This is a genomic window from Corallococcus sp. CA053C (assembly GCF_003611675.1).
Classification (GTDB): domain Bacteria; phylum Myxococcota; class Myxococcia; order Myxococcales; family Myxococcaceae; genus Corallococcus.
On sequence record NZ_RAWA01000154.1, the window covers coordinates 1 to 19,978 of the forward strand.

Annotated in this window: 21 protein-coding genes; 11 read left to right on the forward strand and 10 right to left on the reverse strand. The window is 70.9% G+C overall.

The window, feature by feature from the left end:
• Positions 1-177: 177 nt before the first annotated feature.
• Positions 178-1,827 (forward strand): mechanosensitive ion channel family protein, encoded by a 1,650-nt coding sequence (locus D7V97_RS20745; protein ID WP_233583019.1) that lies wholly within the window; start codon positions 178-180, stop codon positions 1,825-1,827.
• Between the two features lie 402 nt (positions 1,828-2,229).
• Here D7V97_RS20745 and D7V97_RS20750 read toward each other — a convergent pair whose 3' ends face one another.
• Together D7V97_RS20750 and D7V97_RS20755 are read right to left on the reverse strand one after the other, a co-directional pair.
• Positions 2,230-2,742 carry a hypothetical protein gene (locus D7V97_RS20750; RefSeq protein WP_120612385.1) on the reverse strand — a complete coding sequence of 171 codons (513 nt, stop codon included), beginning with the start codon at positions 2,740-2,742 and terminating at the stop codon, positions 2,230-2,232.
• A gap of 25 nt (positions 2,743-2,767) precedes the next feature.
• Entirely contained in the window at positions 2,768-3,511 is a 744-nt protein-coding gene (locus D7V97_RS20755; RefSeq protein ID WP_120612386.1) for an NIPSNAP family protein, read from the reverse strand.
• Positions 3,512-3,577: 66 nt separating this feature from the next.
• Between D7V97_RS20755 and D7V97_RS20760 the strand changes: the two genes are divergently transcribed.
• The 5 genes from D7V97_RS20760 to D7V97_RS20780 all read left to right on the forward strand — a co-directional run bounded on the left by D7V97_RS20760 (position 3,578) and on the right by D7V97_RS20780 (position 7,656).
• Positions 3,578-5,080, forward strand: coding sequence for a PLP-dependent aminotransferase family protein (locus D7V97_RS20760; protein WP_233583021.1), 1,503 nt, complete (start codon positions 3,578-3,580; stop codon positions 5,078-5,080).
• A 63-nt stretch (positions 5,081-5,143) separates the two neighbouring features.
• Positions 5,144-5,512 carry a helix-turn-helix transcriptional regulator gene (locus tag D7V97_RS20765; RefSeq protein WP_120612388.1) on the forward strand — a complete coding sequence of 123 codons (369 nt, stop codon included), beginning with the start codon at positions 5,144-5,146 and terminating at the stop codon, positions 5,510-5,512.
• Positions 5,509-5,973, forward strand: a complete 465-nt coding sequence (locus tag D7V97_RS20770) for an SRPBCC family protein (protein ID WP_120612389.1) — start codon at positions 5,509-5,511, stop codon at positions 5,971-5,973. Before D7V97_RS20765 ends, D7V97_RS20770 begins: the two co-directional genes overlap by 4 nt.
• A gap of 37 nt (positions 5,974-6,010) precedes the next feature.
• Positions 6,011-6,604: a hypothetical protein gene (locus D7V97_RS20775; protein WP_120612390.1), complete on the forward strand. Its 594-nt coding sequence runs from the start codon at positions 6,011-6,013 to the stop codon at positions 6,602-6,604.
• On the forward strand, positions 6,577-7,656 hold the full coding sequence (locus tag D7V97_RS20780) for an MBL fold metallo-hydrolase (protein WP_120612391.1): 1,080 nt from the start codon (positions 6,577-6,579) through the stop codon (positions 7,654-7,656). Before D7V97_RS20775 ends, D7V97_RS20780 begins: the two co-directional genes overlap by 28 nt.
• Before the next feature lie 167 nt (positions 7,657-7,823).
• Here the strand turns inward: D7V97_RS20780 and D7V97_RS20785 are convergent, their stop codons facing one another.
• The 3 genes from D7V97_RS20785 to D7V97_RS20795 all read right to left on the reverse strand — a co-directional run bounded on the left by D7V97_RS20785 (position 7,824) and on the right by D7V97_RS20795 (position 9,871).
• Positions 7,824-8,402 carry a Uma2 family endonuclease gene (locus D7V97_RS20785; RefSeq protein WP_120612392.1) on the reverse strand — a complete coding sequence of 193 codons (579 nt, stop codon included), beginning with the start codon at positions 8,400-8,402 and terminating at the stop codon, positions 7,824-7,826.
• A 71-nt stretch (positions 8,403-8,473) separates the two neighbouring features.
• Positions 8,474-9,514 (reverse strand): class I SAM-dependent methyltransferase, encoded by a 1,041-nt coding sequence (locus tag D7V97_RS20790; protein WP_120612393.1) that lies wholly within the window; start codon positions 9,512-9,514, stop codon positions 8,474-8,476.
• Positions 9,515-9,550: 36 nt separating this feature from the next.
• Complete coding sequence (locus D7V97_RS20795; RefSeq protein ID WP_120612394.1) at positions 9,551-9,871, reverse strand: MXAN_6627.5 family MYXO-CTERM protein; 321 nt, start codon at positions 9,869-9,871, stop codon at positions 9,551-9,553.
• A 124-nt stretch (positions 9,872-9,995) separates the two neighbouring features.
• On the opposite strand from D7V97_RS20795, the gene D7V97_RS20800 reads away from it, so the two are divergent.
• Complete coding sequence (locus tag D7V97_RS20800; RefSeq protein ID WP_120612395.1) at positions 9,996-11,318, forward strand: response regulator; 1,323 nt, start codon at positions 9,996-9,998, stop codon at positions 11,316-11,318.
• 45 nt (positions 11,319-11,363) lie between these two features.
• Here D7V97_RS20800 and D7V97_RS20805 read toward each other — a convergent pair whose 3' ends face one another.
• Positions 11,364-12,005: a hypothetical protein gene (locus D7V97_RS20805; protein WP_120612396.1), complete on the reverse strand. Its 642-nt coding sequence runs from the start codon at positions 12,003-12,005 to the stop codon at positions 11,364-11,366.
• A gap of 58 nt (positions 12,006-12,063) precedes the next feature.
• Here D7V97_RS20805 and D7V97_RS20810 point away from each other — a divergent pair, with 58 nt between their 5' ends.
• The 4 genes from D7V97_RS20810 (at position 12,064) to D7V97_RS20825 (ending at position 14,586) form a co-directional block, all read left to right on the forward strand.
• Positions 12,064-12,540: a hypothetical protein gene (locus tag D7V97_RS20810; protein WP_120612397.1), complete on the forward strand. Its 477-nt coding sequence runs from the start codon at positions 12,064-12,066 to the stop codon at positions 12,538-12,540.
• Positions 12,541-12,596: 56 nt separating this feature from the next.
• Positions 12,597-13,241, forward strand: coding sequence for a thioredoxin-dependent thiol peroxidase (bcp, locus tag D7V97_RS20815; protein WP_120612398.1), 645 nt, complete (start codon positions 12,597-12,599; stop codon positions 13,239-13,241).
• A 235-nt stretch (positions 13,242-13,476) separates the two neighbouring features.
• Positions 13,477-13,998 (forward strand): hypothetical protein, encoded by a 522-nt coding sequence (locus D7V97_RS20820; protein WP_147444903.1) that lies wholly within the window; start codon positions 13,477-13,479, stop codon positions 13,996-13,998.
• Positions 13,999-14,136: 138 nt separating this feature from the next.
• Complete coding sequence (locus D7V97_RS20825) at positions 14,137-14,586, forward strand: hypothetical protein (protein WP_120612400.1); 450 nt, start codon at positions 14,137-14,139, stop codon at positions 14,584-14,586.
• Between the two features lie 9 nt (positions 14,587-14,595).
• Here the strand turns inward: D7V97_RS20825 and nagZ are convergent, their stop codons facing one another.
• The 4 genes from nagZ to D7V97_RS20845 all read right to left on the reverse strand — a co-directional run.
• On the reverse strand, positions 14,596-15,705 hold the full coding sequence (nagZ, locus tag D7V97_RS20830) for a beta-N-acetylhexosaminidase (protein ID WP_120612401.1): 1,110 nt from the start codon (positions 15,703-15,705) through the stop codon (positions 14,596-14,598).
• 273 nt (positions 15,706-15,978) lie between these two features.
• Positions 15,979-18,078 (reverse strand): BatA domain-containing protein, encoded by a 2,100-nt coding sequence (locus D7V97_RS20835; protein WP_120612402.1) that lies wholly within the window; start codon positions 18,076-18,078, stop codon positions 15,979-15,981.
• The gene (locus D7V97_RS20840; protein WP_120612403.1) at positions 18,075-18,956 is read right to left on the reverse strand and encodes a DUF58 domain-containing protein; all 882 of its coding nucleotides are present in this window, start codon (positions 18,954-18,956) and stop codon (positions 18,075-18,077) included. The genes D7V97_RS20835 and D7V97_RS20840 overlap by 4 nt, the downstream gene beginning before the upstream one ends.
• Before the next feature lie 12 nt (positions 18,957-18,968).
• Positions 18,969-19,978, reverse strand: a 1,010-nt coding sequence (locus D7V97_RS20845; protein WP_199728885.1) for a MoxR family ATPase, incomplete at its 5' end; no start/stop codon positions are given.

The window sequence follows — 19,978 nt, forward strand, 5'->3', positions numbered from 1 at the left end:
CCCCTCAGCCCCCACCCTTCAGCGAAGTCGAACGTCCGCCTGAGCAACTCAGCCCAGTCCACTCGCGGTGTCTCCCTTTCATCGGCTCCTTCCCACTCGGGCGCACGGGCGCGAAGTGTTCGCTGGTGTGCTATGCCGCGCCGCATGGAAATCTCCCGACTTGCGGATACGGTCGAGTTGAACAACGCATGGCTCGTCGGCCTGAGCGTGGCATTGCTGCTGCTCGTCCTCTGGGCCGTGCTCGTGGCCTCCAGCGCGCTGCTGTACCAGGGCATTCGGCTGATGGGGGTGAAGGCGCTGGAGCAGATGGCGGACGCCCTTCGCAAGCGCGCCCGGCTGAGCGCCGCCCTCCTGTCCTTCGTGGTGGTCATCGCCGGCATCGCCGTGCTGGGCTTCTCCCTGTGGGCGAAGAAGGATCTGGAGCCCTACTTCAAGGCCTTGCTGGCGGGGGTGACGGTGGAGGGGTTGGCGGCCCTGGGGCGCGGAGCGGGGCTGCTGGTGCTGTTGCTGACGGCCTTCCTGGTGCTGGATCGGGCGGCGCGCCGACTCCTGGTGAAGCTCGAACGCAGGGTGAACGAGTGGCAACTGAGCCCGGAGCACAGGGCTCATGCCCAGAAGGCGATGGAGCAGGGGCCCGGCTTCATCAAGTTGGTGCTGGCCTACATCGCGGTGGGCGTGGCGGTCACCTCGCTGCAACCCCCGGCCGCGCTCGACTGGCTCGTTGGCACCACCATCTTCGTGCTGCTGTCCATCAACGGCGGGCGCCTGGCGGTGTCCTTGCTGCACCTGATGTCGGGTCGGCTCGTCGATTCCTGGCGGGCGAAGAGCACGGCCACGAAGTACGAGGAGTACTTCCTGGTCCTCACCCGGCTGCTACCGGTGGGGCAGAGGAGCCTGGAGGCCATCGTCTACATCTCGGTGGCGACCCTCATCATCCGTCGGTTCCAGGGCCTGGAGCCCTTTGCTCCGTACGGGCCGGTGCTCATCCGCGTCATCGCCCTGTTCTTCGCCGCCAGCGTCGTCGTGGAGTTCGTCCGGCTGCTCATCGCCCGGGCCTTCAAGGTGGACGGCCCCGACCTGGATGACAAGACCCGGCGGCGCAACACCTTCGTCGCCCTCATCCAGAGAGCCTCCACGTACCTGGTCTACTTCCTGGTGGGGATGATGGTGCTCAGCGACCTGGGTGTGGACCCCACCCCCATCCTCGCTGGCGCCGGCATCGTCGGCCTCACCGTGGGTCTGGGCTCGCAGGCCATCGTCACGGACATGGTCAACGGCATCTTCCTGCTCTTCGAAGACCAGATCTTGAACGGCGACTACATCCGCATCAACGATACCGAGGGCGTGGTGGAGGAGATAACGCCTCGCATCACCCGCATTCGCGATCGCTTCGGGCGCCTTCACATCCTCCGCAATGGTGAAGTCAAGAATGTCATCAATTACAGTCGCGGCTGGACGCTGGCGGTCGTGGACATGGCCGTGGCCTATGAGTGCGACTTGAAGAAGGTGCTGCATGTGATTGGCCAGGTCTGCGAGCAGGTGCCCATGCTGTCGGCGGGCAAGGTGTCCGAGATGCCCAAGTTGCTGGGTATCGAGAGCATGGACGAGAGCTGGATGACCATTCGCATTGAAGCCAAGGTACAGCCAGGGACGCACTTCGACGTGAAGCGGCTGCTCAACCGGCTGTTGTTCGACGCCTTCACCGCCAACGGCCTGGAACTTCCCTACCCCAAGTCGGTGCAATACGAGGCGACCACGTCGCTTCCCGCCGCGCCGCCGGAGGAGGTGGAGCCCCAGGCCCTCGCCGCCTCGAACCGGTACCGGTAGGCGCGCTCCGGGACCTCAAGGGGCCGGCTGCAACGATTCGCGCTCCTTCACGCAGACCTGGATCAACTTCAGCCCGGCGGGGCTCATCACCGCCGGGAGGAAAACACAGGCTCAGGGGAACATCAGCTTGCTGAGCGTGAGGCTGCGCGGGCCATCTTCCTCCCACAACTTGAGCGCGAAGGGGCCTGGATTGGAACCGGAAGTGCAGGAACTGAAGCGCATCGGCTGAGCCCTCTCACGCGACAACTACCTTGACGCTCACCGTGGCAGATGACGTGGGGCTTTATCGCGGCTCCGGGGCACGGCCCGCCCTGAGGAGGCGTGCGGCGTGGGAGCGGCGATTTCCCAGATGCCCGGCTGCCTGTCGAACCGGATGCGATGGGGCCGCGGCCGGTTCGTTCACTACTGCGTCGTGTCGGTGGACGCGGAGGTGGATGCCATGGCCCGCGTGAACTCCATCACCCAGTTCGTCTCCCAGCTCTCGCCGTCGAGCGAGAACGCCTGCTCCCACCGCGCACGGTCCGCGCCCTGGCGGGTCCAGCGGAACTGGACCTGGACCGTCCGGCCGTCGTCGGTGTCTTCGCCGTAGAAGAGTCCCCGGTCGCCCGTGAAGCCCCCGTGCACGGGAGGCATGAGCACACCGCCGCGGCTGTCCACCCAGTAGATGGACCAGCGGCGCTGCTGCACGTCGAACAGCCGCAGCGCCATGCCGGAGAACCCCCGCTCGAAGACGGCTTCCTCCACGTTGGCCACGCCGCCCAGGTGCGGCTGACAGCGGGTCTTCGACGAGAACGTGTCCCAGTCGTCGCTGCCAGCGAACCGCTTCTTGAGGCGTCGGTTGATGCAATCCCACTCGCCCATCAAGAAGTCGAAGTCGTGCACATCGCCAGTGGGGAACGCAGGAAGGGGCTTCATGGGGCAGGTCCTTTCAGGAAGAGGTTCAACGCAATTGGGAGCGGGAAGTGGGCGCCAGCGTCAGGTGTTCCAGCGGCCTGATCAGCCAGGCCTCCAGGCCGGGCAGCACCTGCTCCGTCCACGCCTTTGATCCGGCCCGTCGGCGCAGGTGCTCGCGGTGCTGCACGGCGGTCAGGAACACGGTGAGCCAGGCGAAGACATGCTCGCCCGTGCGCACGGGCAGGGCAGGGAAGGTGTTCGGCGCGGGCTCGGTCTGGAACAGGCCCCGGTGCACGGCTCCCGTGTCCGCGAGCACCGGATGCACGCGCTGTTCGAAGAACGCCGTGAGGCCTTCGTCGGCCGGGGCCTTCAGGAAGCAGAGCGTCAGCTCCACGCGCGAATCAGGACGGGCCTCCGTGCCCGGCGAAGGCCTCGGTGGACCCGGATGCTCCAGGCCCGTGTCCGGCCGCACCGGACGCAGGAGCAGGACGTTGTCGGAGTCCTGCATCGTCACGTTCGCGGCCTCCCGGTGCGCCTTCCACACCGGGCCTCCGTAGAACGCGCCCAGCGCTTCCCTGCGGGACCCCATGTCGCGGAAGCCGCGCAGCCACACGAACCGGTCCGGCCGTTCCTCGTCGCGGAACTGACCGACGATGTGCATCCCCACCGCCTCCTGCGCCTCCACGAAGTGCGTGTCGAAGAGCGGGATGAGGACGTCGCGCTGGCCGGGATGCAGCGTGTACTGGCGCAGTTCAAGGACCGAGCAGCAGGCAGGAGCAAGGGGCGGCATCAGGCTTCCGGAGGACGGGTGCGGAGGCCATCCTTGCCAGCAAGCTGGTAGGGTCATGAAGACCACTTGCGCCAGAATCGACCCTACCAGTTGGACGCCGCCACCTCGCTGCTCCTGCGGCTGGACTCGCGCGTCTCCACGCCGCTCCACGAACAGCTCTTCGAGGGCATCCGCACGCGCATCCTCTCCGGCGCGTTGCCGCCCGGACTGCGCCTCCCGTCGTCCCGCCAGCTCGCCGCCGAGCTGGACGTGGCCCGAAGCACCGTCCTCCAGGCGCTGGATGCGCTCGCCGCCGAGGGCTACGTGGTGGCCCGCCCGGGCTCCTCCACCCGCGTCGCGCCCGAGCTGCCCATCGCGCCCGAGGACCGGGACCGGAGCACGACGCCCCGGGTGTCCCGAGGTCCCCGGCTCGCCTCGGCGGCACGGGCCCTGAAGTCCTCGCCCGTCGGTGCGCCGCGCCTGGGGGCCGCGCCGCGTGCCTTCCGTCCCGGAGTGCCCGCGCTCGACCTGTTCCCCACCGCGCTGTGGGGCCGCACGGTGACGCGCGTTCATGCACGCGCGAGCACGGGTCTGCTCGACGGTGGCGACCCCGCGGGCCATGCACCCCTGCGGGAGGCCATCGCGGCCCACGTGTCCACGTCGCGCGGCGTGCGCTGCGTGCCGGAGCAGGTCTTCGTGACCGCGGGGACGCAGCAGGCCTTCGATGAAGTCCTCCGGCTCGCGCTCGACCCGGGCGACGCGGTCTGGGTGGAGGATCCGGGCTATCCCGGCGCCCGTCGCGCGGTGCTCGCCGCGGGGGGACGTCCGGTGCCGGTGCCGGTGGACGCGGAGGGGCTCGACGTGGGCGCTGGCATCGCCCGTGCCGCCCGTGCCCGTGTCGCGCTGGTGGCGCCTTCGCACCAGTACCCGCTGGGCGTCACGTTGAGCCTGGCGCGGCGGATGGCGCTGCTCCAGTGGGCGGAGCGCACGCGCGCGTGGATCATCGAGGACGACTACGACAGCGAGTTCCGCCACCGGGGCCGCCCCCTCACCGCGCTCCAGGGACTGGATGAGGCCGGCTGCGTGGTCTACGTGGGCACGTTCAGCAAGGCGCTGTTCCCCGGCCTGCGCCTGGGCTTCCTCGTCGCACCGCCCTCAAGGGTGGATGCCTTCGCCGCCGCGCGCGCCTCCACCGTCGCGCCCGCCTCCTCGCTGGAACAGGCGGCGCTGGCAACCTTCCTCGCGGAGGGCCACTTCGCCCGCCACCTGCGCCGGATGCGGGTGGCCTACCGGGAGCGCGGCGAAGCCCTGCTCGAAGCCCTGCGCACCGATTGCGCGGGCGCCCTGACGCCCCGGCCCTGTGACACGGGCATGCAGGTGTCCGCGTCGCTCGTCTCCCCGCTGTCCGACCTGCGCGTCCGCGACGAGGCGGCCCGGCTGGGCGTGGAGGTGGCCGCCCTGTCCGACTACTTCCTCGGACGACGCCGCGAGTCCGGCCTCGTCTTCGGCTTCGGAGGCGTGCGCCCGGACGCCCTCCGCGCCGGGACGCGCACGCTGGCCCGGGCGCTGGAAGCCGCGCGCCGACGCTGACACCCGGGCCTCCGCCTTGACAGGTCGCGGGCCCGCGTTGATATTCAACTCCGAGGTTGAACGATGCGAACGCCGAACCACCTGGACCAGACGCTGCTGGCGCTGGCCGACCCCACACGACGGGCCATCCTCCAGCGCCTGTCGGCGGGGGAGACGCGCGTGACGGAGCTGGCCGAGCCCTTCGCCATGTCCCTCAACGCGGTGTCCAAGCACATCCGCGTGCTGGAGCGCGCGCACCTGGTGCACCGGCGCCGCGAAGGCCGCGAGCACCTGCTGTCCTTCACCCCGAAGCCGATGGACGACGTGGCGCGCTGGATGGACGCGCAGCGCGCGAACTGGAGCGCCCGGCTGCAGGCGCTCGATGACCTGCTCCAAGAGGAGGACCGCGCCGCGGCCTCCGCCCCTCCCGACAAGAAAGGCCGAACCCGATGAGCCCGCCCCCCAACATCCAGGTCCGCGTCACCCACCGCTTCAAGGCCTCCGCCGAGCGCGTCTTCGACGCCTGGTTGGATCCGGAGAAGGCCCGCCAGTGGCTCTTCACCACCCGCGCCACGCCGCTGGTGCGCGCGGAGATCGACGCGCGCGTGGGCGGCCTCTTCCGCCTCTCCGACCTGCGCGACGGCGAGGAGGTGGAGCACACCGGCAAGTACCTGGAGCTCGACCGGCCGCGCCGGCTGGTGTTCACGTTCGGGGTGCCCAAGTACTCCCCGGACTACGACCGGGTGACGGTGGACATCGTTCCCCTGGACTCGGGCTGTGAGGTCACCCTCACCCACGAGATGAGCCCCAACGCGGAGCAGTACCGGGATGGTGCGCAGAAGGAGTGGGCCCGTCTGCTGGGCAACTTCGACGCGCTGCTGGGAGGGGACTCGCGCTTCGTGCCACACGGCTGAGGTCCCTTCCGGGGCGCGGGCCGTCTACGATGGCGCCATGACCTGGCGTCCGCAGTCCCTCCGGTGGTCCGCGCTGGCGCTCCTGTGCGCCGTGTCCGCGTGCGGTCAGCGTCGCAGCGACCCGGCGCGCGTGGTGGAGGACCCCATGCGCCCCGCACCCGTGGGCGCCTTCGCCGCGAACACGCCTCCGGCCACCACCGACGACTGCACGGTGCGCACGGCGAAGCATTGCTTCGACCAGGCGCTCACGCTGCTGGCCTCGGATGCGAAGGGGCCAGAACGCCTGCGCGCGCTGTCCCTGATGGGCAAGGCCTGCGACGGGCAGGTGAAGGACGCCTGTTCGTGGCTGTCCCAGCACGTGAAGGAGCCCCGGCGCGTGCGCGGCGGCCCGCCGGACGACCCGGTGTTCCAGGAGGCCTTCCAGCGCTGGCGCGAGGGGCGCAAGCACCACGTGCGCGTGACGTGCCGGCTGGTGCAGGGCGGCGTGCCCCAGCGGTGTGAGGTGCGGGAGGCGACCCTGCCTCCAGACCTGCTCGCGCAAGCATTGGCCAGCATCCAGGCCACGCGTTACGTGTTGCCATCCCTCGACGGAGAGCCCTTCGAATGCGACTGGACCATCGTCATCAAGTGACGCGGCTGTGGCCCGCGCTGGCCCTGTCGCTGTGGACGGGCTGCTTCGCCGGCACCGTGCACCGGGGCCCGGCGACGGACCACTTCGACGGCGAGACGTTCCAGAACCTGGGCGACGCGCCGAAGCTGTCCCCCCTCAAGCTCGTGAATGCCGCGCTGCAGGAGGAGCGCGGCGCGTGGCGCGACTACGCGGACCTGCCCTTCGGACCCAAGCCCCCCGAGCGCGTGGGCGCGGGCCGGTTGCGCGTGACGTTCATCAACCACGCCACGGTGCTGCTCCAGGCGGACGGGGTGAACGTGCTGACGGACCCCATCTATTCGGACCGGGCGAGCCCCCTGTCCTTCGTGGGCCCCAAGCGCGTCCGGCCCCCCGGCATCCGCTTCGAGGACCTGCCGCCCATCGACATCGTGGTGGTGAGCCACAACCACTACGACCACCTGGACCTGCCCACGCTGCGGCGGCTGGAGGCCGCGCACCACCCGCTGTTCCTCGTGGGCCTGGGCAACCGCGAGCTGCTCACGCGCGAGGGCTTCCAGCACGTGGAGGAGCTGGACTGGTGGCAGTCCGCGAAGCGTGGACCTCCGGGGCTGACAGTGACGGCGGTGCCCGCGCAGCACCGCTCGAACCGGGGGCTGACGGACACGGAGGAGACGCTGTGGGCCGGCTGGGTGCTGGAGACGTCCGGAGGCCCGGTGCTCTTCGCGGGGGACACGGGCCTGGGGCCGCACTTCGACCGCATCGCGGAGCGCTTCGGCCCCATGCGCCTGTCGGTGCTGCCCATCGGCGCGTTCCGTCCGCGCGTCCTGCACCCGGTGCACATGGGGCCGGCGGAGGCGCTCCAGGCGCACCGCGTGCTGCACTCGCGCACGTCGGTGGCGATGCACTACGGCACCTTCCCGATGGCGTTCGACGGGCAGGACGAAGCGAAGTACCTGCTCTTGCGGCTGTTGTTGAAGGAGGAGGTCCGGCCGCGCTTCTGGGCGCTCGACTTCGGCGAGGGCCGCGACGTGCCGACGCTGGCCGCCGAGGAGCGGGCCGATGCCGGACGCTGAGGGCACGGTACCGCCGGAGGTCGAAGCGAAGGCGATGATGGACCGGGCGCGCGAGCTCATCCGTTCCGGCCACATGGAGGACGTGATTCCCCTCTGTGACGAGGTGTACCGGCGCTTCACGGCGTCCCGGTCGCCCGCGCTCCAGGTGCAGGTGGAGCGCGAGCGGGCTAGCCGAGCGACTTCCAGAGCCAGGCCATCCGCAGCTCCAGGTCCTCGAACGGGGCCACCCGGATGACGTCGTCCGCGTCGCTGTAGACGCCCAGCTCCAGCCAGTGGCCGTCCCGCAATTCGCTCACGGTCAGGGTGCGCGCCTCCAGGTCCACGAACCACAGGTGCCGGATGCCGATGCGCGCGTAGAACGGCCGCTTGATGCGCTGGTCGTAGCCCCGCGTCGAGGGTGAGAGGATTTCACACGCCCAGTCGGGCACGTCCGTCCACTGCCCTTCCGGCAGCGTGGGGACCCGGTCGCGTCGCCAGCCCGCGAGGTCCGGGCTGAACTCCGGAGAGCCCCCCACCCGGATGCCGGGCTCGACCATGAGCCACCAGCCGCCCGGCCCGCCCTTGCCCAGTTGGAACGGCTCATCCAGCTCGCGCAGGATCCTGAACCCGAAATAACCATGCCCGGCCCGAGGCCGCGCATGCGTGTACAACGTCCCGTCGATGATCTCGCCCACCACGCCCTCGGGCAGGGCCTCGATATCAGCGAGGGTCGCGGGACCCCCGAGCGTCTGCGCGCCATAGGCCATGCCTGGAGTGTGGAGATAGCAACGCCGTCTGACAAGCGGCCGGCCGGGCAGCCCCTCCGGCTCCGGCGCCGCTACGCCGGCTGCGCGATGAGCAGCGTCTGCAACGGCAGGTGACGGATGGGCCGGCTGCTCTGCACGCGGAAGCCCGCGTCATCCAGGAAGCCCTCCACCTCCGCGGGCGTGTACGCCGCCGCCCCCGACGTGAGGAAGTAGTGCAGCCCGATGAGCGGCGCGGACGTCCCCGCCGTGTCGCGCTCCTCGCGCAGGTACTCCAGCACCGCCAGCGTCCCCTTCGGCGCCATCGACCCGCGCACGCGCCGGAGCAGCGCCACGCTCTGTGCGGGCGTCAGGTGGTGCATCACCTGGAACAGCAGCACGCCGTCATACGGCCCGCCCAGCTCCGCGTGCAGCACGTCCCCCTCCCGGTGCGTCACCCGGTGCGACAGCCCCGCCTGGGCGATGATCTCCCGCCCCACGCGCACGCTGCCCTCCAGGTCCAGCACCGTGGCCTTCAAGCCCCGGTGCACCCGGCACAGCTCCGCCGCGTACCAGCCGTGCGCGCCGCCCAGGTCCAGGAGCTGCTTCGCCCCCCGGGGCAGGGGAATGGCCGCCGCGACTTCCGGCGAGGCCAGCCGCGCCAACTGGTACATGGCCTGGATGTAGTCGCGCCAGCGCGGGTCGTCCGGAGCGAACTGGTGGATGTCCACCGACTGCCCGCTCTTCACCGCGTTCTCCAGCTGCCCCCACCAGTCCCACTGCGCGTAGTTGAACTCCAGGAACGCGGTGATGGCCTGCGGCGAGCGCGGGTCCAGCCACCGCCGTGCGCGGGGGGCCAGCCGGAAGCGGCCCCGCTGCAACTCCACCACCTCGCAGGCGATGAGCGCTTCCAGCAGCGCCCGCATGCCCTCGGTGCTCGTCTTGAGCCGGGCCGCCAGCGCCTCCGCGGTCGCCGCGCCGTCCGCCAGCGCCGCGTAGACGCCCAGGCGCGCGCCGGCCATCAGCGTGCGCGACGCCATCATCCCGAAGAAGGCGTGCGCCAGGGGCTGGGGCGCCAGGTTGAGGAAGTCCGCCACCCGCTCCAGGAGGTTGTCCGCCTTGAGGCCCAGCCGCATCGCGCGTCGCTCCTAGGGAGAGGGGGGTTCCAGGGGCTACCGGCGGCGTCGGGAGCCGGCCACCGCGGCCACGCCCAGCACCATCACCGCCGCTTCGGGCCCCAGCATGCAGCCCTGGGTCTTCGCCTGACGCACGCCGGTGTACTTGCACTTGCCCACGGCACAGGTGAAGCGCGGCGCGCAGTCACTGCTGCTGCGACAGTCGGTGGGGACACGCCCGGTGGTGTCCTCGCCCTCCTCGCCGCCCGGGTCGTCGCCGGCGTCCGGTTCGGACTGGGCGAAGGCTCCCAGGGGGGAGAGCAGGAGGAAACAGGTGAGGAGCCCTGCCGGGCACATTCGCGAGAAGAGGGAGGACATGAGGCGGGCGCCACCCTAACGCCCCAGCGGCACGCTTGCATCTTTCCACTGAGGGGGGCACCCCTCCGGTCTTCCCGGAATCGCTGGCCGACAGGGCTTCCGAATCTGCTACGGTCCCCCCGCGATGGCGCCTCGAATCCTCGTCGTGGACGACAACCAGGAGCTCCTCTCCCTTCTCACCCAGCTCTTCGAGGACGCCGGGTATGAGGTGGTGGGTGCCAGCCGTGGCAAGCAGGGCATCGAGGCCGCGCGGGCCCAGCCGCCCGGGTGTGCCGTCTTGGACATCCTGCTGCCGGACATGATGGGCTACCACCTGGCGGACACGCTCCGGAAGGACAACCCCCAGCTCCCGCTGCTCTTCATCACGGGTGTCTTCAAGGGCGGCAAGCACGCCAACGAGGCGCGCCAGAAGTACCAGGCGGCCGGCTACTTCGAGAAACCCTTCGAGGCGCAGAAGCTGCTCGAAGCGGTGGCCAAGGTGCTGCCCGCGGAGAAGAAGGCCCCCGCCGCCTCGCTCCAGGACGCCTTCGAGGTGGAGCTGGACATCGACGTGGAGGAGGAGGGCCCCCAGGACGCGATGGAGCTGACGGGCCGCATCAAGGTCACGGGCGGCGGCAACCTCACGGCCGAGATCCGCGGCGCGAACCTCACCGCCACGCCGATGCAGAAGGTGCCCTCCACCCAGGTGCGGGCCCCCACGCCGGGCCGTCCGCCGGATCCGCTGCCGGTGGGCGCGGGCGCGCCGGGCAGCCGCCGCGGCGAATTGAAGGACAACCTGCCGTCGCTGCTCACCGCCTTCTACCTGTCGCGGGAGACGGGCGAGCTGGGCATCCAGCGCGGCAAGGTGAAGAAGGTCGTCTACTTCGAGAACGGCACCCCGGTGTTCGCGCTCTCCAACCTGCTGGCGGACCGCTTCGGCCAGTTCCTGGTGCGCGTGGGGAAGATCAAGGCCGAGCAGCTCCAGGACGCGTCCGCCGTCGCCGCGCTGAGCCACCGGCGCACGGGCGACGTGCTGGTGGAGCGCGCGCTGCTCAAGGACACGGAGCGGCTGTACTACGTGGGCCAGCAGGTGAAGGCCATCATCTACTCGCTCTTCTCCTGGGAGGAGGGCACGTACGTGATGAGCTTCAAGGAGAAGGCCTCCGCGGAGTCCATCAAGCTGGACGTGCACCCGGCGAACCTCATCGTCCGCGGCATCAAGAAGCTCTACAAGCCGGAGCGCCTGCGCCGTCTGCTCCAGCCCGAGGACCGGCTCATCCCCGCCGTCGCCCCCGCCTACGGCCTCAACGAGGTGGAGCTGGAGCGCTGGGAGGCGGAGCTGCTGCCCAAGATCGACGGCAACCGCGTGGTGGCGGAGCTGCTCGCGTTCGCCAACCGCCCGGAGCACGTCGTCTACGGCTTCCTCGTGTCGATGATGGCGCTGGGCATCCTGGACAAGCGCCAGTAGGCGACCCGTGCCGGGTGGGCACCGGACCTCGGGTGCCCGCTGCTGCTACCCGAGCCGGGAGCCGATCCAGAACAGGCCCAGCGCGCCGGAGCCCAATGCGACCCCGCGCTGGATCCACAGGCTGATGCGGGCGTTGGCGCGCGACAGCCCTTCGGCGAACAGCAGCCCCACCGCGCCCATGCCGATGAGGATGCCCAGCGCGAAGCCGGGCAGGTACGTCCACGCGGACAGGCTCATGCTGCCGCCCACCAGCAGCGGGGGCAGGGCGATGAGCAGCGAACGCACGCCGCTGATGGCCATGAAGGCCCCGGCGGCGGTGCTCACGGTGTGCACGTGCTCGTGCGGTTCGCGGTCGTGGCCGGGCAGGTGCGGGTGGCCGTGGTCCAGGCTGTTCGGGAAGAGCAGCGCGGTGATGGCCAGCGCCACCAGCACGGCGCCGCCGAACATCTCCGCCCAGCGCTCGAAGGTCTCCGACAGGCCCACGCCCGCGAAGAGGCACACCGCGGCGATGCCACCCAGCATGGCCGCGTGTCCCAGCGCGAAGCGCAGCGCCGTCACCAGCGCGATGCGGCGCCGACCGCCTCCCAGGGTGCCGAGTGTCGCCATGGCGGCGCAGTGGTCCGGCCCCAGGGCATGGAGCAGACCTTGGGTCAGGCCGAGCAGGAAGGCGAGCAGGATGGGAGCCACGACGGCGCACCCTAGCCGTGGTTTAACCGGGTGGCCAGCAGGAGGAAGCACCCCCGCCATGTGCACCGCCTACCCACGACACTCCGCCGCGCTGCTGTTGATGGGCCTGCTCGCGCTGTCGGGCTGTTCAAAGGACCCCGGTCCGGAGCAACTCGCCAAAGCCGAGGGGCGCTACCAGGAGCTGATCAACCAGAAGGTGGCCCCCCGGGACCCGGCCTGGGATGAGGTCGTCTCCCAACTCGAGGCCGTCCCCAGGGACTCCCGGAGCCGCCCGGAGGCCGACCGGCGACTGACCGCGCTGAAGGCCGCCCGCGAGCAGATTCCCACGCGACCCCTGGCCCGTCCCGGCGCGACCGGCGTTGGCGCCAGCGAGGTGGAGACGAAGCGCGCCGCGTGCGAGGCGCTCGCCAAGAAGCTGGGCGGGACCACGACGGAGGCCGGCCGCGACCCGCTGCGCAAGGCGCTGGAGACCTGCCAGGAGGACCTGGTCCGTCTGGAGGCCAACGACCACCCGCCCGGCGAGGAAGGGCACTGACGGCAAGGTGCACGCGGGGTTGAGAAGCCCTCGGGGGCTGGGTAAGGAGCCGTCACATGCCCATGCCCCAAGCAGGTGACAAGGCCCCCGGCTTCTCGCTCCCCGACCAGAGCGGCGCCACCGTCTCCCTCTCTCAGCTCAAGGGACGGCACGTCGTCCTCTACTTCTATCCGAAGGATGCGACGCCCGGCTGCACCACCGAGGCGTGCGACTTCCGCGACGAGCACTCCGCGCTGGTGAAGGCCGGCGCCGTGGTGCTGGGCGTGTCCCCCGACAGCACCGCGAGCCACCTGAAGTTCGCCACGAAACAGGGGCTGCCCTTCTCGCTCCTGGCGGATCCGGACCACGCGGTGGCGGACGCGTACGGGGTGTGGGGCGAGAAGTCCCTCTATGGCCGCAAGTTCATGGGCCTCATCCGCGCGACCTTCCTCATCGGGCCGGACGGCAAGGTCCTGCGTGTGTGGCCCAAGGTGAAGGTCGCCGGGCACGTGGCGGAGGTGCTGTCCGCGCTCCAGCAGCCCGCTGACGCGGCCCCCAAGGCGGCCCCGGCCGCGAAGCCCGCTGCAGCCGCGAAGCAGGCTCCCGTGGCGAAGCCGGCTCCGGAGAAGAAGCCCGCTGCCGTCAAGAAAGCGGCGGCGAAGAAGGACTCCGCGCCCAAGGCATTAGCGAAGGCTCCGGCTCGCAAGGGCGCTCGCGCCTGAGCGGTGCGGAGTGCGGCTTCCCGGTGCACTCCTCGCAGGACAGGGAGGCCGGGACCGAGTATGTCTTCCCTCATGGAAGGTCCCTCGCTCCCCGGGAGGGACCGGCCTTTGATTCAGCCCCGTCCAGGCCTCCGGGCCGGACAGCGGGCGACCGGCAAGGCCAGCCGTCGGGTGGGTGCCCGATGGTTGGCGCGGACGGCATGACCCTTCCTCGGGGATGGCGGAGACGATGAACATGCGCGAGCGAGGCATTCAGCGGTGGATGGGGGCGGCGACGCTGGCGGCGGGTGTGCTGCTGGGCACGGCCTGCGGCGGGCTCCCGGAGACGGGCGGCAAGCAGCCGGATGAGTCGCGGGGCAATGCCTTCGCCCAGCGCGGCGCGCAGCCGGAGGCCGTCTACAACGTGGCCGAGCAGCAGGGGCACGAAGCCCCAGGCGACGCGCACCACGGCGATGCGGCCGCGAAGCTGCCGAAGCACGTGCTGACGGTGGACCGGGGCTACAACCAGACCCTCGGGAAGATTGGCTCCAGCATCGACCCGCGCACGAAGGCCACGGACGGCCAGGGCAACAACTCCCTCTGGGACAGCGCGGGCGGCATGATGGCCCACCGCTATGGCACGCAGGGTGGCGCCACCTACTCGCCCGCCGCCTGGGGCCTGGGGGGCTGGGGCGCCTCCAACGCGAACGAGAGCGTGCGCGGCTACGAGATGCCCTACAGCTACGTCAGCCCGCCCATCTACCTGCGCCAGCGCTAGTCGTACCGAAGTCCAGGGCGTCCCACCGGCTGGCATGCCGGCGGGCGCCCGCGCTCCGGCCCCGCCACTCCCGGCGGGGAAACGGGGTGGCCACTCCTTACTGTCGAGGCCCTGAATGCCTCCAGAAGGAGCCAGGTCATGCACTCCAAAGCCCTCTATCGTTGGACGTTGCTGGGGACCTTCGCCGCCACGGCCGCGCTGGTCGGTCCCGGCTGCAACCGCGACAAGCCCACGATGCCCCGCGCCGGAAGCCGCTACGAGGGCGCCGCCAACACGCAGCAGCCCGGGCCGCCCGCGGAGCCGATGACTCCGCCCGCCACCGGAGGCTCCGGCCAGCAGGGCACGGACGTCCCCAAGGACAACAAGGGGATGCCGCTCCAGCCGGAGCCCGCGGGGGCCCAGGGGCAGACGAACAAGATCGGCGCGCCGGGCTTCACCACGCCCAACGAGCCCGTGCCCGCGGATCAGGGCGGGCTGCGTCAGTTCGAGGAGGGCAACAGCAAGGATGCCGACAGCTCCACCCGAGAGGGGCCCTACAGCCCTGCGCACCCCTCGGGTATCCAGGGCGCCGGGACGCCGAATCCGTAGCGCGCGGCTTCAGCGCGACGCGAGCATGACCTCGGTGGGGTCCTTGCCGGTGAACGCACTGGCGAGGCCCTGCGCGAGCGCGCGGTGCGAGGCGTCGCCCAGCGTGGCGAGCCGGTCCTCCGCGGGGTGCGCGAAGCGGGCGGCGAGCGCGTCCAGGCGCCGGTGCGCTTCGGTGATGCGCTCGCGCGGGACGCGGCCGGACTCCACCGCCTTCACCAGGGCTTCGATGGCGCCGCGCTGCACGTCCGCGCGGTGGCACACGAGGAACAGGTCCACGCCCGCGAGCGTGCCCTGCACCGCGGCCTCCGCCACCGAGTAGTGGTCCGCGATGGCCTTCATCTCCAGGTCATCGCTGACGAGCACCCCGTCGAAGCCCAGTTCCTGGCGCAGGATGCCGTGCAGCGCGCGGTGGCTCATCGTCGCGGGCACGCCTTTCTCCAGCGCGTCGAACAGCACGTGCGCCGTCATCAGTGACGCGAGCCCCGCTTTGGCGAAGGCCTGGAAGGGCACCAGCTCCACGCGGCGCAGGCGCTCCAGGTCGTGCGGCAGTCGGGGCAGGGTGAGGTGGCTGTCCGTCGTCGTGTCGCCATGTCCCGGGAAGTGCTTCCCGCAGGACGCCACGCCGCCCGCCTCCAGCCCGCGAGCGAGCGCCACGCCCAGCCGGCCCACCTCGTCTGGGTCGCGGCTGAAGCTGCGGTCGCCAATCACCGGGTTGGCCGGGTTCGTGTCCACGTCGAGCACGGGCGCGAAGTCCCAGTCGAAGCCCACCGCGCGCAGCTCGTGCGCGAGCAGCCGGCCCACGCGTTCGGCCAGGGCCTCGTCGCCGCGCTGTCCCAGCTCGCGCATGGGAGGCAGCGCGGTGAAGGGCTCGCCGCGAAGCCGCGCCACCCGGCCGCCCTCCTGGTCCACGGAGAGGATGAACGGCCTGCCCGCGCGCACCTTGAGTTCGTGGCACAGCGCCGCCGTCTCCTGGGCGGTGCCCACGTTGCGCTTGAAGAGGATGGCGCCATAGACGCCGTCGTCCATCAGCGACGCGAGGTCGGCGTCGATGCGGGTGCCAGGAAAGCCCACCATGAAGAGGCGGGCGCAGTCGCGATAGAGGGCGGAAGCAGGGCTCACGGCCGCGCAGTGTGGCAGAGCGCGCCCCACGTGGGGCAGCAGATGCGGGAGCGAGCGTCGGCTGCCTGTCAGGGCGCGGAGCGACCGGCTACTTGCGCAGCAGCGTGCCCTCGACGTGGCATGCCCGCCCCCATGCGCCGAGAGGACGCGCACCCTCGCTACTCGCGCAGCAGCGTGCCCTCGAAGCGGCATGCCCGGCACAAGGCAAGGTCCCCGTCGCTCATGTCGACCTGAAGGTTCTGCTCGCGTCCACCGTGAGGACGCGCACCGTCGCTACTTGCGCAGCAGCGTGCCCTCGAAGAAGAACGCCAGGCACGCGGCCAGGATGAGCCACGTCCACAGCGGCACCGCGGGCTTGTCCGAATCCCCCGTGGAGGCCTTCACCGTGTCCTCGCCGAAGTAGGCCGTCAGCGTGTCCTGCGGCACGCGGGACAGGTCGCTCTCCGCGGGATCCAACGTGGCGGCGAAGTCCAGGGCGGCCACGGGCTTGCCGTCCGCGCCCACCACCGTGTGCACTCCGGGCTCCACCGTGGGACCCGCGACGAACGAGCCGTCCGGCTGCGCCTTCACCGGCACCTCGCTGCCATCCGGCGCACGCACCGCAGCCACCTTCTGCGTGCCCTCCGGGCGCAGCGTCACCGTCTCGCCCACGCGCACGCGCACCTCCTCGCGCTCCTCCAGCGAGCCCGTGAGGTACGCGGCGAAGCGCTGCATCAGCGGCAGGAAGCTCGTGCGGATGGCGAAGTCGCTCCAGTCGCGGTCCACCGTGCTGGTGAACAGTGCCACGCGCCCCTTGCCCCGGCGCGCCACCGCCACCGCGGGCGCTCCATCCTCGTACGTGGCCAGCACCTGGCTCGTGCCCGGCGCGGACGGGCTGTCCGCCTCCAGCAGCATGTACTTGTAGAAGCGCGCCCCGATGAGCCCCTCCTCCGCGCGGCCCGTGAAGGGCGCGAACAGCGGGTGGTCCACCTTCACCTGCGCCAGCTTCGCCGTCTTCGTCTCCGCGTCCGGGTCCTCGCGCTCGGCGCTCGTGCGCACGAGGCGCAGGGGCCGCGGCAGCAGCGCGCCCAACCGCTGGTTGTACGCCTCCGGGTTCACGTGGTCGCCCACGCTCACGAAGAGGCCGCCGCCGTTCTCCACGAAGGCCGCCAGCTTCGCCGCCTCGTCCTCGGACGGCGCGGGCGCGTTGAGCAGCAGCACCAGGTCGTACGCGGTGAAGTCCTCGCGCAGCCCCACCTCCGCGTCGCGCACCGCCACGTCCACCGGTGAGCCCGGCGACGTGAGCGCCGCGTCCACGAAGAAGGCCTCGTCCCGGTAGCGCGTCGCGTGCGGCGAGCCGTTCACCACCAGCGCCTTCAGCCCGCGCGGCACCGGCAGCACGAACGCCCGCCGGTCGTCCTCCGCCAGCGCGTCCGGCGCGAGCGTCACCGCGCCCACCACCGTGCCGCCCTGCGGAAAGCGCACCGTCAGCGTCTTCTGCGTCGTGCCGCTCGCCGGCACGTCCACGAAGCCCTTGGCCAGCGTGGACTCGCCCACGCGCACCGCGGCCTCCAGGTCCTTCACCGGCTTCGTGCCGAAGTTCCGCACCGTGAACGTGAACTGGTACGAGCGCGGCCCCGCCTGGAGCGCGGGCTCCACCCGCAGGTCCACGAGCGCGTGGTTGTCCAGCGACTCGCGCCCGGACGCCACGTCGCGCAGCACCACCTCCGGCTTCACCAGCGCGCCCGTGGGGCCCTTCACCGTGGGCGGCGGCGCTTCCAGCCGGAAGCCCGTGGCCGTCATGTCGGAGACCACCACCAGGCGCTTGCCCGGCATCGGGTTCTCCTCCAACGCCCGCGCCGCCAGGTCCAGGCAGCGCGACAGGTCCGCCGTGCCGTACGTGGGCTTCGCCTCGTCCACGAGCCCGCGCAGGCGGGCCCGGTCGAACCCCGGAGGGGGTGGCGTCTCCGGCGAGCCCGTGCACACCAGCACCGTGGCGGGCTCCTCCGGCAGCAGGTCCTTCAACGCATCGCGCGCCTCGTCCCGGCCCTTCTCGAACAGCGGCGTGCCGTCCGACCAGCGCATGGACAGCGACGCATCCAGGATGATGGCCGTGGCCGCGGGGCCTCGCGTCACCGTGGCCGCCTGCGCGTCGCGGCTGAACTCCGGCCTCGCGAGCGCCAGCGGGATGGCCAGCAGGATGAGTGTGCGCAGCGTGTACAGCAGCAGCCGCTTCAGCTTGAGGCGGCTCGCCGTGCGCTTCTGGCTTCGCAGCACGAACGCCATCGGCCCGAACGGGTGCGCGCGGGGACGGCGCCGGTCGAACAGGTGCACCAGCACGGGGATGAGCGCACCCAGCGCGCCCAGCAGGAACCACGGGTTGCCGAACGTCACCTGCGCCTCCCGCGACGCCCCAGGAAGCGCAGCAGCACCTCATCCAGCCGCTCGTCGGTGCGCACCAATTCGTAGTCCACGTCCGCCTCGGCGCACTTCGACTTCACGTCCGCGAGGAACGCACCGAACTCCTCCAGGTAGCTCTGCCGGATTTCACGCGGGTTCACCTCGATGCGGCCCTCGCCCTCCATGTCCAGGAAGAGCGTGGGGTCGTCGAAGGGGAACGTCAGCTCCGCGGGGTCCACCAGGTGGAACACCGCCACGTCGTTCTTGCGCTGCCGCAGCGCGAGCACCCGCTTCAGCGCCTCCTGCCGCTCATCCAACAGGTCCGACAGCACGATGACGGTGGAGCGCCGGGGCAGCACCTCCGCCAGGTGATCCGCCGCGCTGCCCAGGTCCGTGGGGCCCTTCGCTTCGGTGTGCTCCAGCGCGTCCAGCAGCACGTTGAGGTGGCCCGCCGACGCGCGCGGGGGCACGTCGCGAAACGCGCCGCCCACCATCACCGCGAGCCCCGCCGCGTCCTGCTGCCGCACGAGCAGGTAGCTGAGCGCGCCCGCCAGCGTCTTCGCCACCTCCAGCTTGGACATGGCGCCGCTCTGGTAGCCCATGGACGCGGATGCATCCACGACCATCACCGAGCGCAGGTTCGTCTCATGCTCGAAGCGCTTGACGTAGTACTTGTCGAACTTGCCGTAGGCCTTCCAGTCCAGGTGGCGCAGCTCGTCGCCGGGCGCGTACTCCTTGTGCTCCGCGAACTCCACGCTCTGGCCCTGATGCGGGCTCTTGTGGAGGCCGGACAGCACGCCCTCCATCACCGCGCGGGCGCGCAGCTTCACGCCCTGGAGGCGGGACAGCGTCTGGGCGTCGAGCAGCGCCATGGCGTGGGCGGACTAGCCCTTCACCACCGTGAGGAGCTGGTCGATGAGCTTCACCGACGTGATGCCTTCGCTCTCCGCGGTGAAGTTCGGCAGCACGCGGTGGCGCAGCACGGGCCGCGCCAGCGCGCGCACGTCCTCCACCGTGGCCACGAAGCGGCCGTTGAGGATGGCGCGCGCCTTGGCCGCGAGCACCAGGTACTGGCTCGCGCGAGGCCCCGCGCCCCACGACACGTTCTTCGCCACGAAGTCCGGCGCGCCCGCTTCCTTGGGACGCGTGTGGCGCACCAGCTCCACCGCGTAGCGCACCACGTGGTCCGGCACCGGCACGCGGCGCACCAGCTCCTGGAGCGCGAGGATGCGCTCAGGCGAGAGGATCTTCTCCAGCTTCGGAGGGGCGCCCGCGGTGGTGCTCTTGACGATCTGCACCTCCTCCTCGGCGGAGGGGTAGCCCACGTCCACCAGGAACATGAAGCGGTCCAGCTGCGCCTCGGGGAGGGGATAGGTGCCCTCCTGTTCGATGGGGTTCTGCGTGGCGAAGACGAGGAAGGGCAGCTCCAGCGGGTACGTCCTTCCGCCAGCGGTGATGCGGTACTCCTGCATCGCCTGGAGGAGCGCGGCCTGCGTCTTGGGCGGCGTGCGGTTCACTTCGTCCGCGAGGATGATGTTCGCGAACAGCGGCCCCTGCATGAAGCGGAAGGAGCGGCGGCCCGTCGTCTTGTCCTCTTCCAGGATGTCCGTGCCGGTGATGTCCGACGGCATCAGGTCCGGGGTGAACTGGATGCGGTTGAAGGACAGGTTGAGCACGTCCGCCAGCGTGGAGATGAGCAGCGTCTTCGCGAGGCCCGGCACGCCCACGAAGAGGCAGTGGCCACGGCTGAAGAGCGAAATCAGCAGGTGCTCCACCACGTCACGCTGGCCGACGACGCGCTTTTCAATCTGTTCGACGATCGCGTTGCGGGCCTGGGCCAGCTCCGCGACGGCGCGCAGGTCCTCGCTGGTGGCGTCGGACGGGGGGACTGGGG

Bases quoted from the DNA above. Each gene is read 5' to 3' on its own strand.
- D7V97_RS20800 (WP_120612395.1), top strand. From the start codon at position 9,996: ATGGCGCCTCGAATCCTCGTCGTGGACGACAACCAGGAGCTCCTCTCC.
- D7V97_RS20825 (WP_120612400.1), top strand. From the start codon at position 14,137: ATGCACTCCAAAGCCCTCTATCGTTGGACGTTGCTGGGGACCTTCGCC.
- D7V97_RS20795 (WP_120612394.1), bottom strand. From the start codon at position 9,871: ATGTCCTCCCTCTTCTCGCGAATGTGCCCGGCAGGGCTCCTCACCTGT.
- bcp (WP_120612398.1), top strand. From the start codon at position 12,597: ATGCCCATGCCCCAAGCAGGTGACAAGGCCCCCGGCTTCTCGCTCCCC.
- D7V97_RS20775 (WP_120612390.1), top strand. From the start codon at position 6,011: ATGACCTGGCGTCCGCAGTCCCTCCGGTGGTCCGCGCTGGCGCTCCTG.
- D7V97_RS20770 (WP_120612389.1), top strand. From the start codon at position 5,509: ATGAGCCCGCCCCCCAACATCCAGGTCCGCGTCACCCACCGCTTCAAG.
- D7V97_RS20785 (WP_120612392.1), bottom strand. From the start codon at position 8,402: ATGGCCTATGGCGCGCAGACGCTCGGGGGTCCCGCGACCCTCGCTGAT.
- D7V97_RS20790 (WP_120612393.1), bottom strand. From the start codon at position 9,514: ATGCGGCTGGGCCTCAAGGCGGACAACCTCCTGGAGCGGGTGGCGGAC.
- D7V97_RS20780 (WP_120612391.1), top strand. From the start codon at position 6,577: ATGCGACTGGACCATCGTCATCAAGTGACGCGGCTGTGGCCCGCGCTG.
- D7V97_RS20820 (WP_147444903.1), top strand. From the start codon at position 13,477: ATGCGCGAGCGAGGCATTCAGCGGTGGATGGGGGCGGCGACGCTGGCG.
- D7V97_RS20765 (WP_120612388.1), top strand. From the start codon at position 5,144: ATGCGAACGCCGAACCACCTGGACCAGACGCTGCTGGCGCTGGCCGAC.
- D7V97_RS20840 (WP_120612403.1), bottom strand. From the start codon at position 18,956: ATGGCGCTGCTCGACGCCCAGACGCTGTCCCGCCTCCAGGGCGTGAAG.
- D7V97_RS20755 (WP_120612386.1), bottom strand. From the start codon at position 3,511: ATGCCGCCCCTTGCTCCTGCCTGCTGCTCGGTCCTTGAACTGCGCCAG.
- D7V97_RS20810 (WP_120612397.1), top strand. From the start codon at position 12,064: ATGTGCACCGCCTACCCACGACACTCCGCCGCGCTGCTGTTGATGGGC.
- D7V97_RS20750 (WP_120612385.1), bottom strand. From the start codon at position 2,742: ATGAAGCCCCTTCCTGCGTTCCCCACTGGCGATGTGCACGACTTCGAC.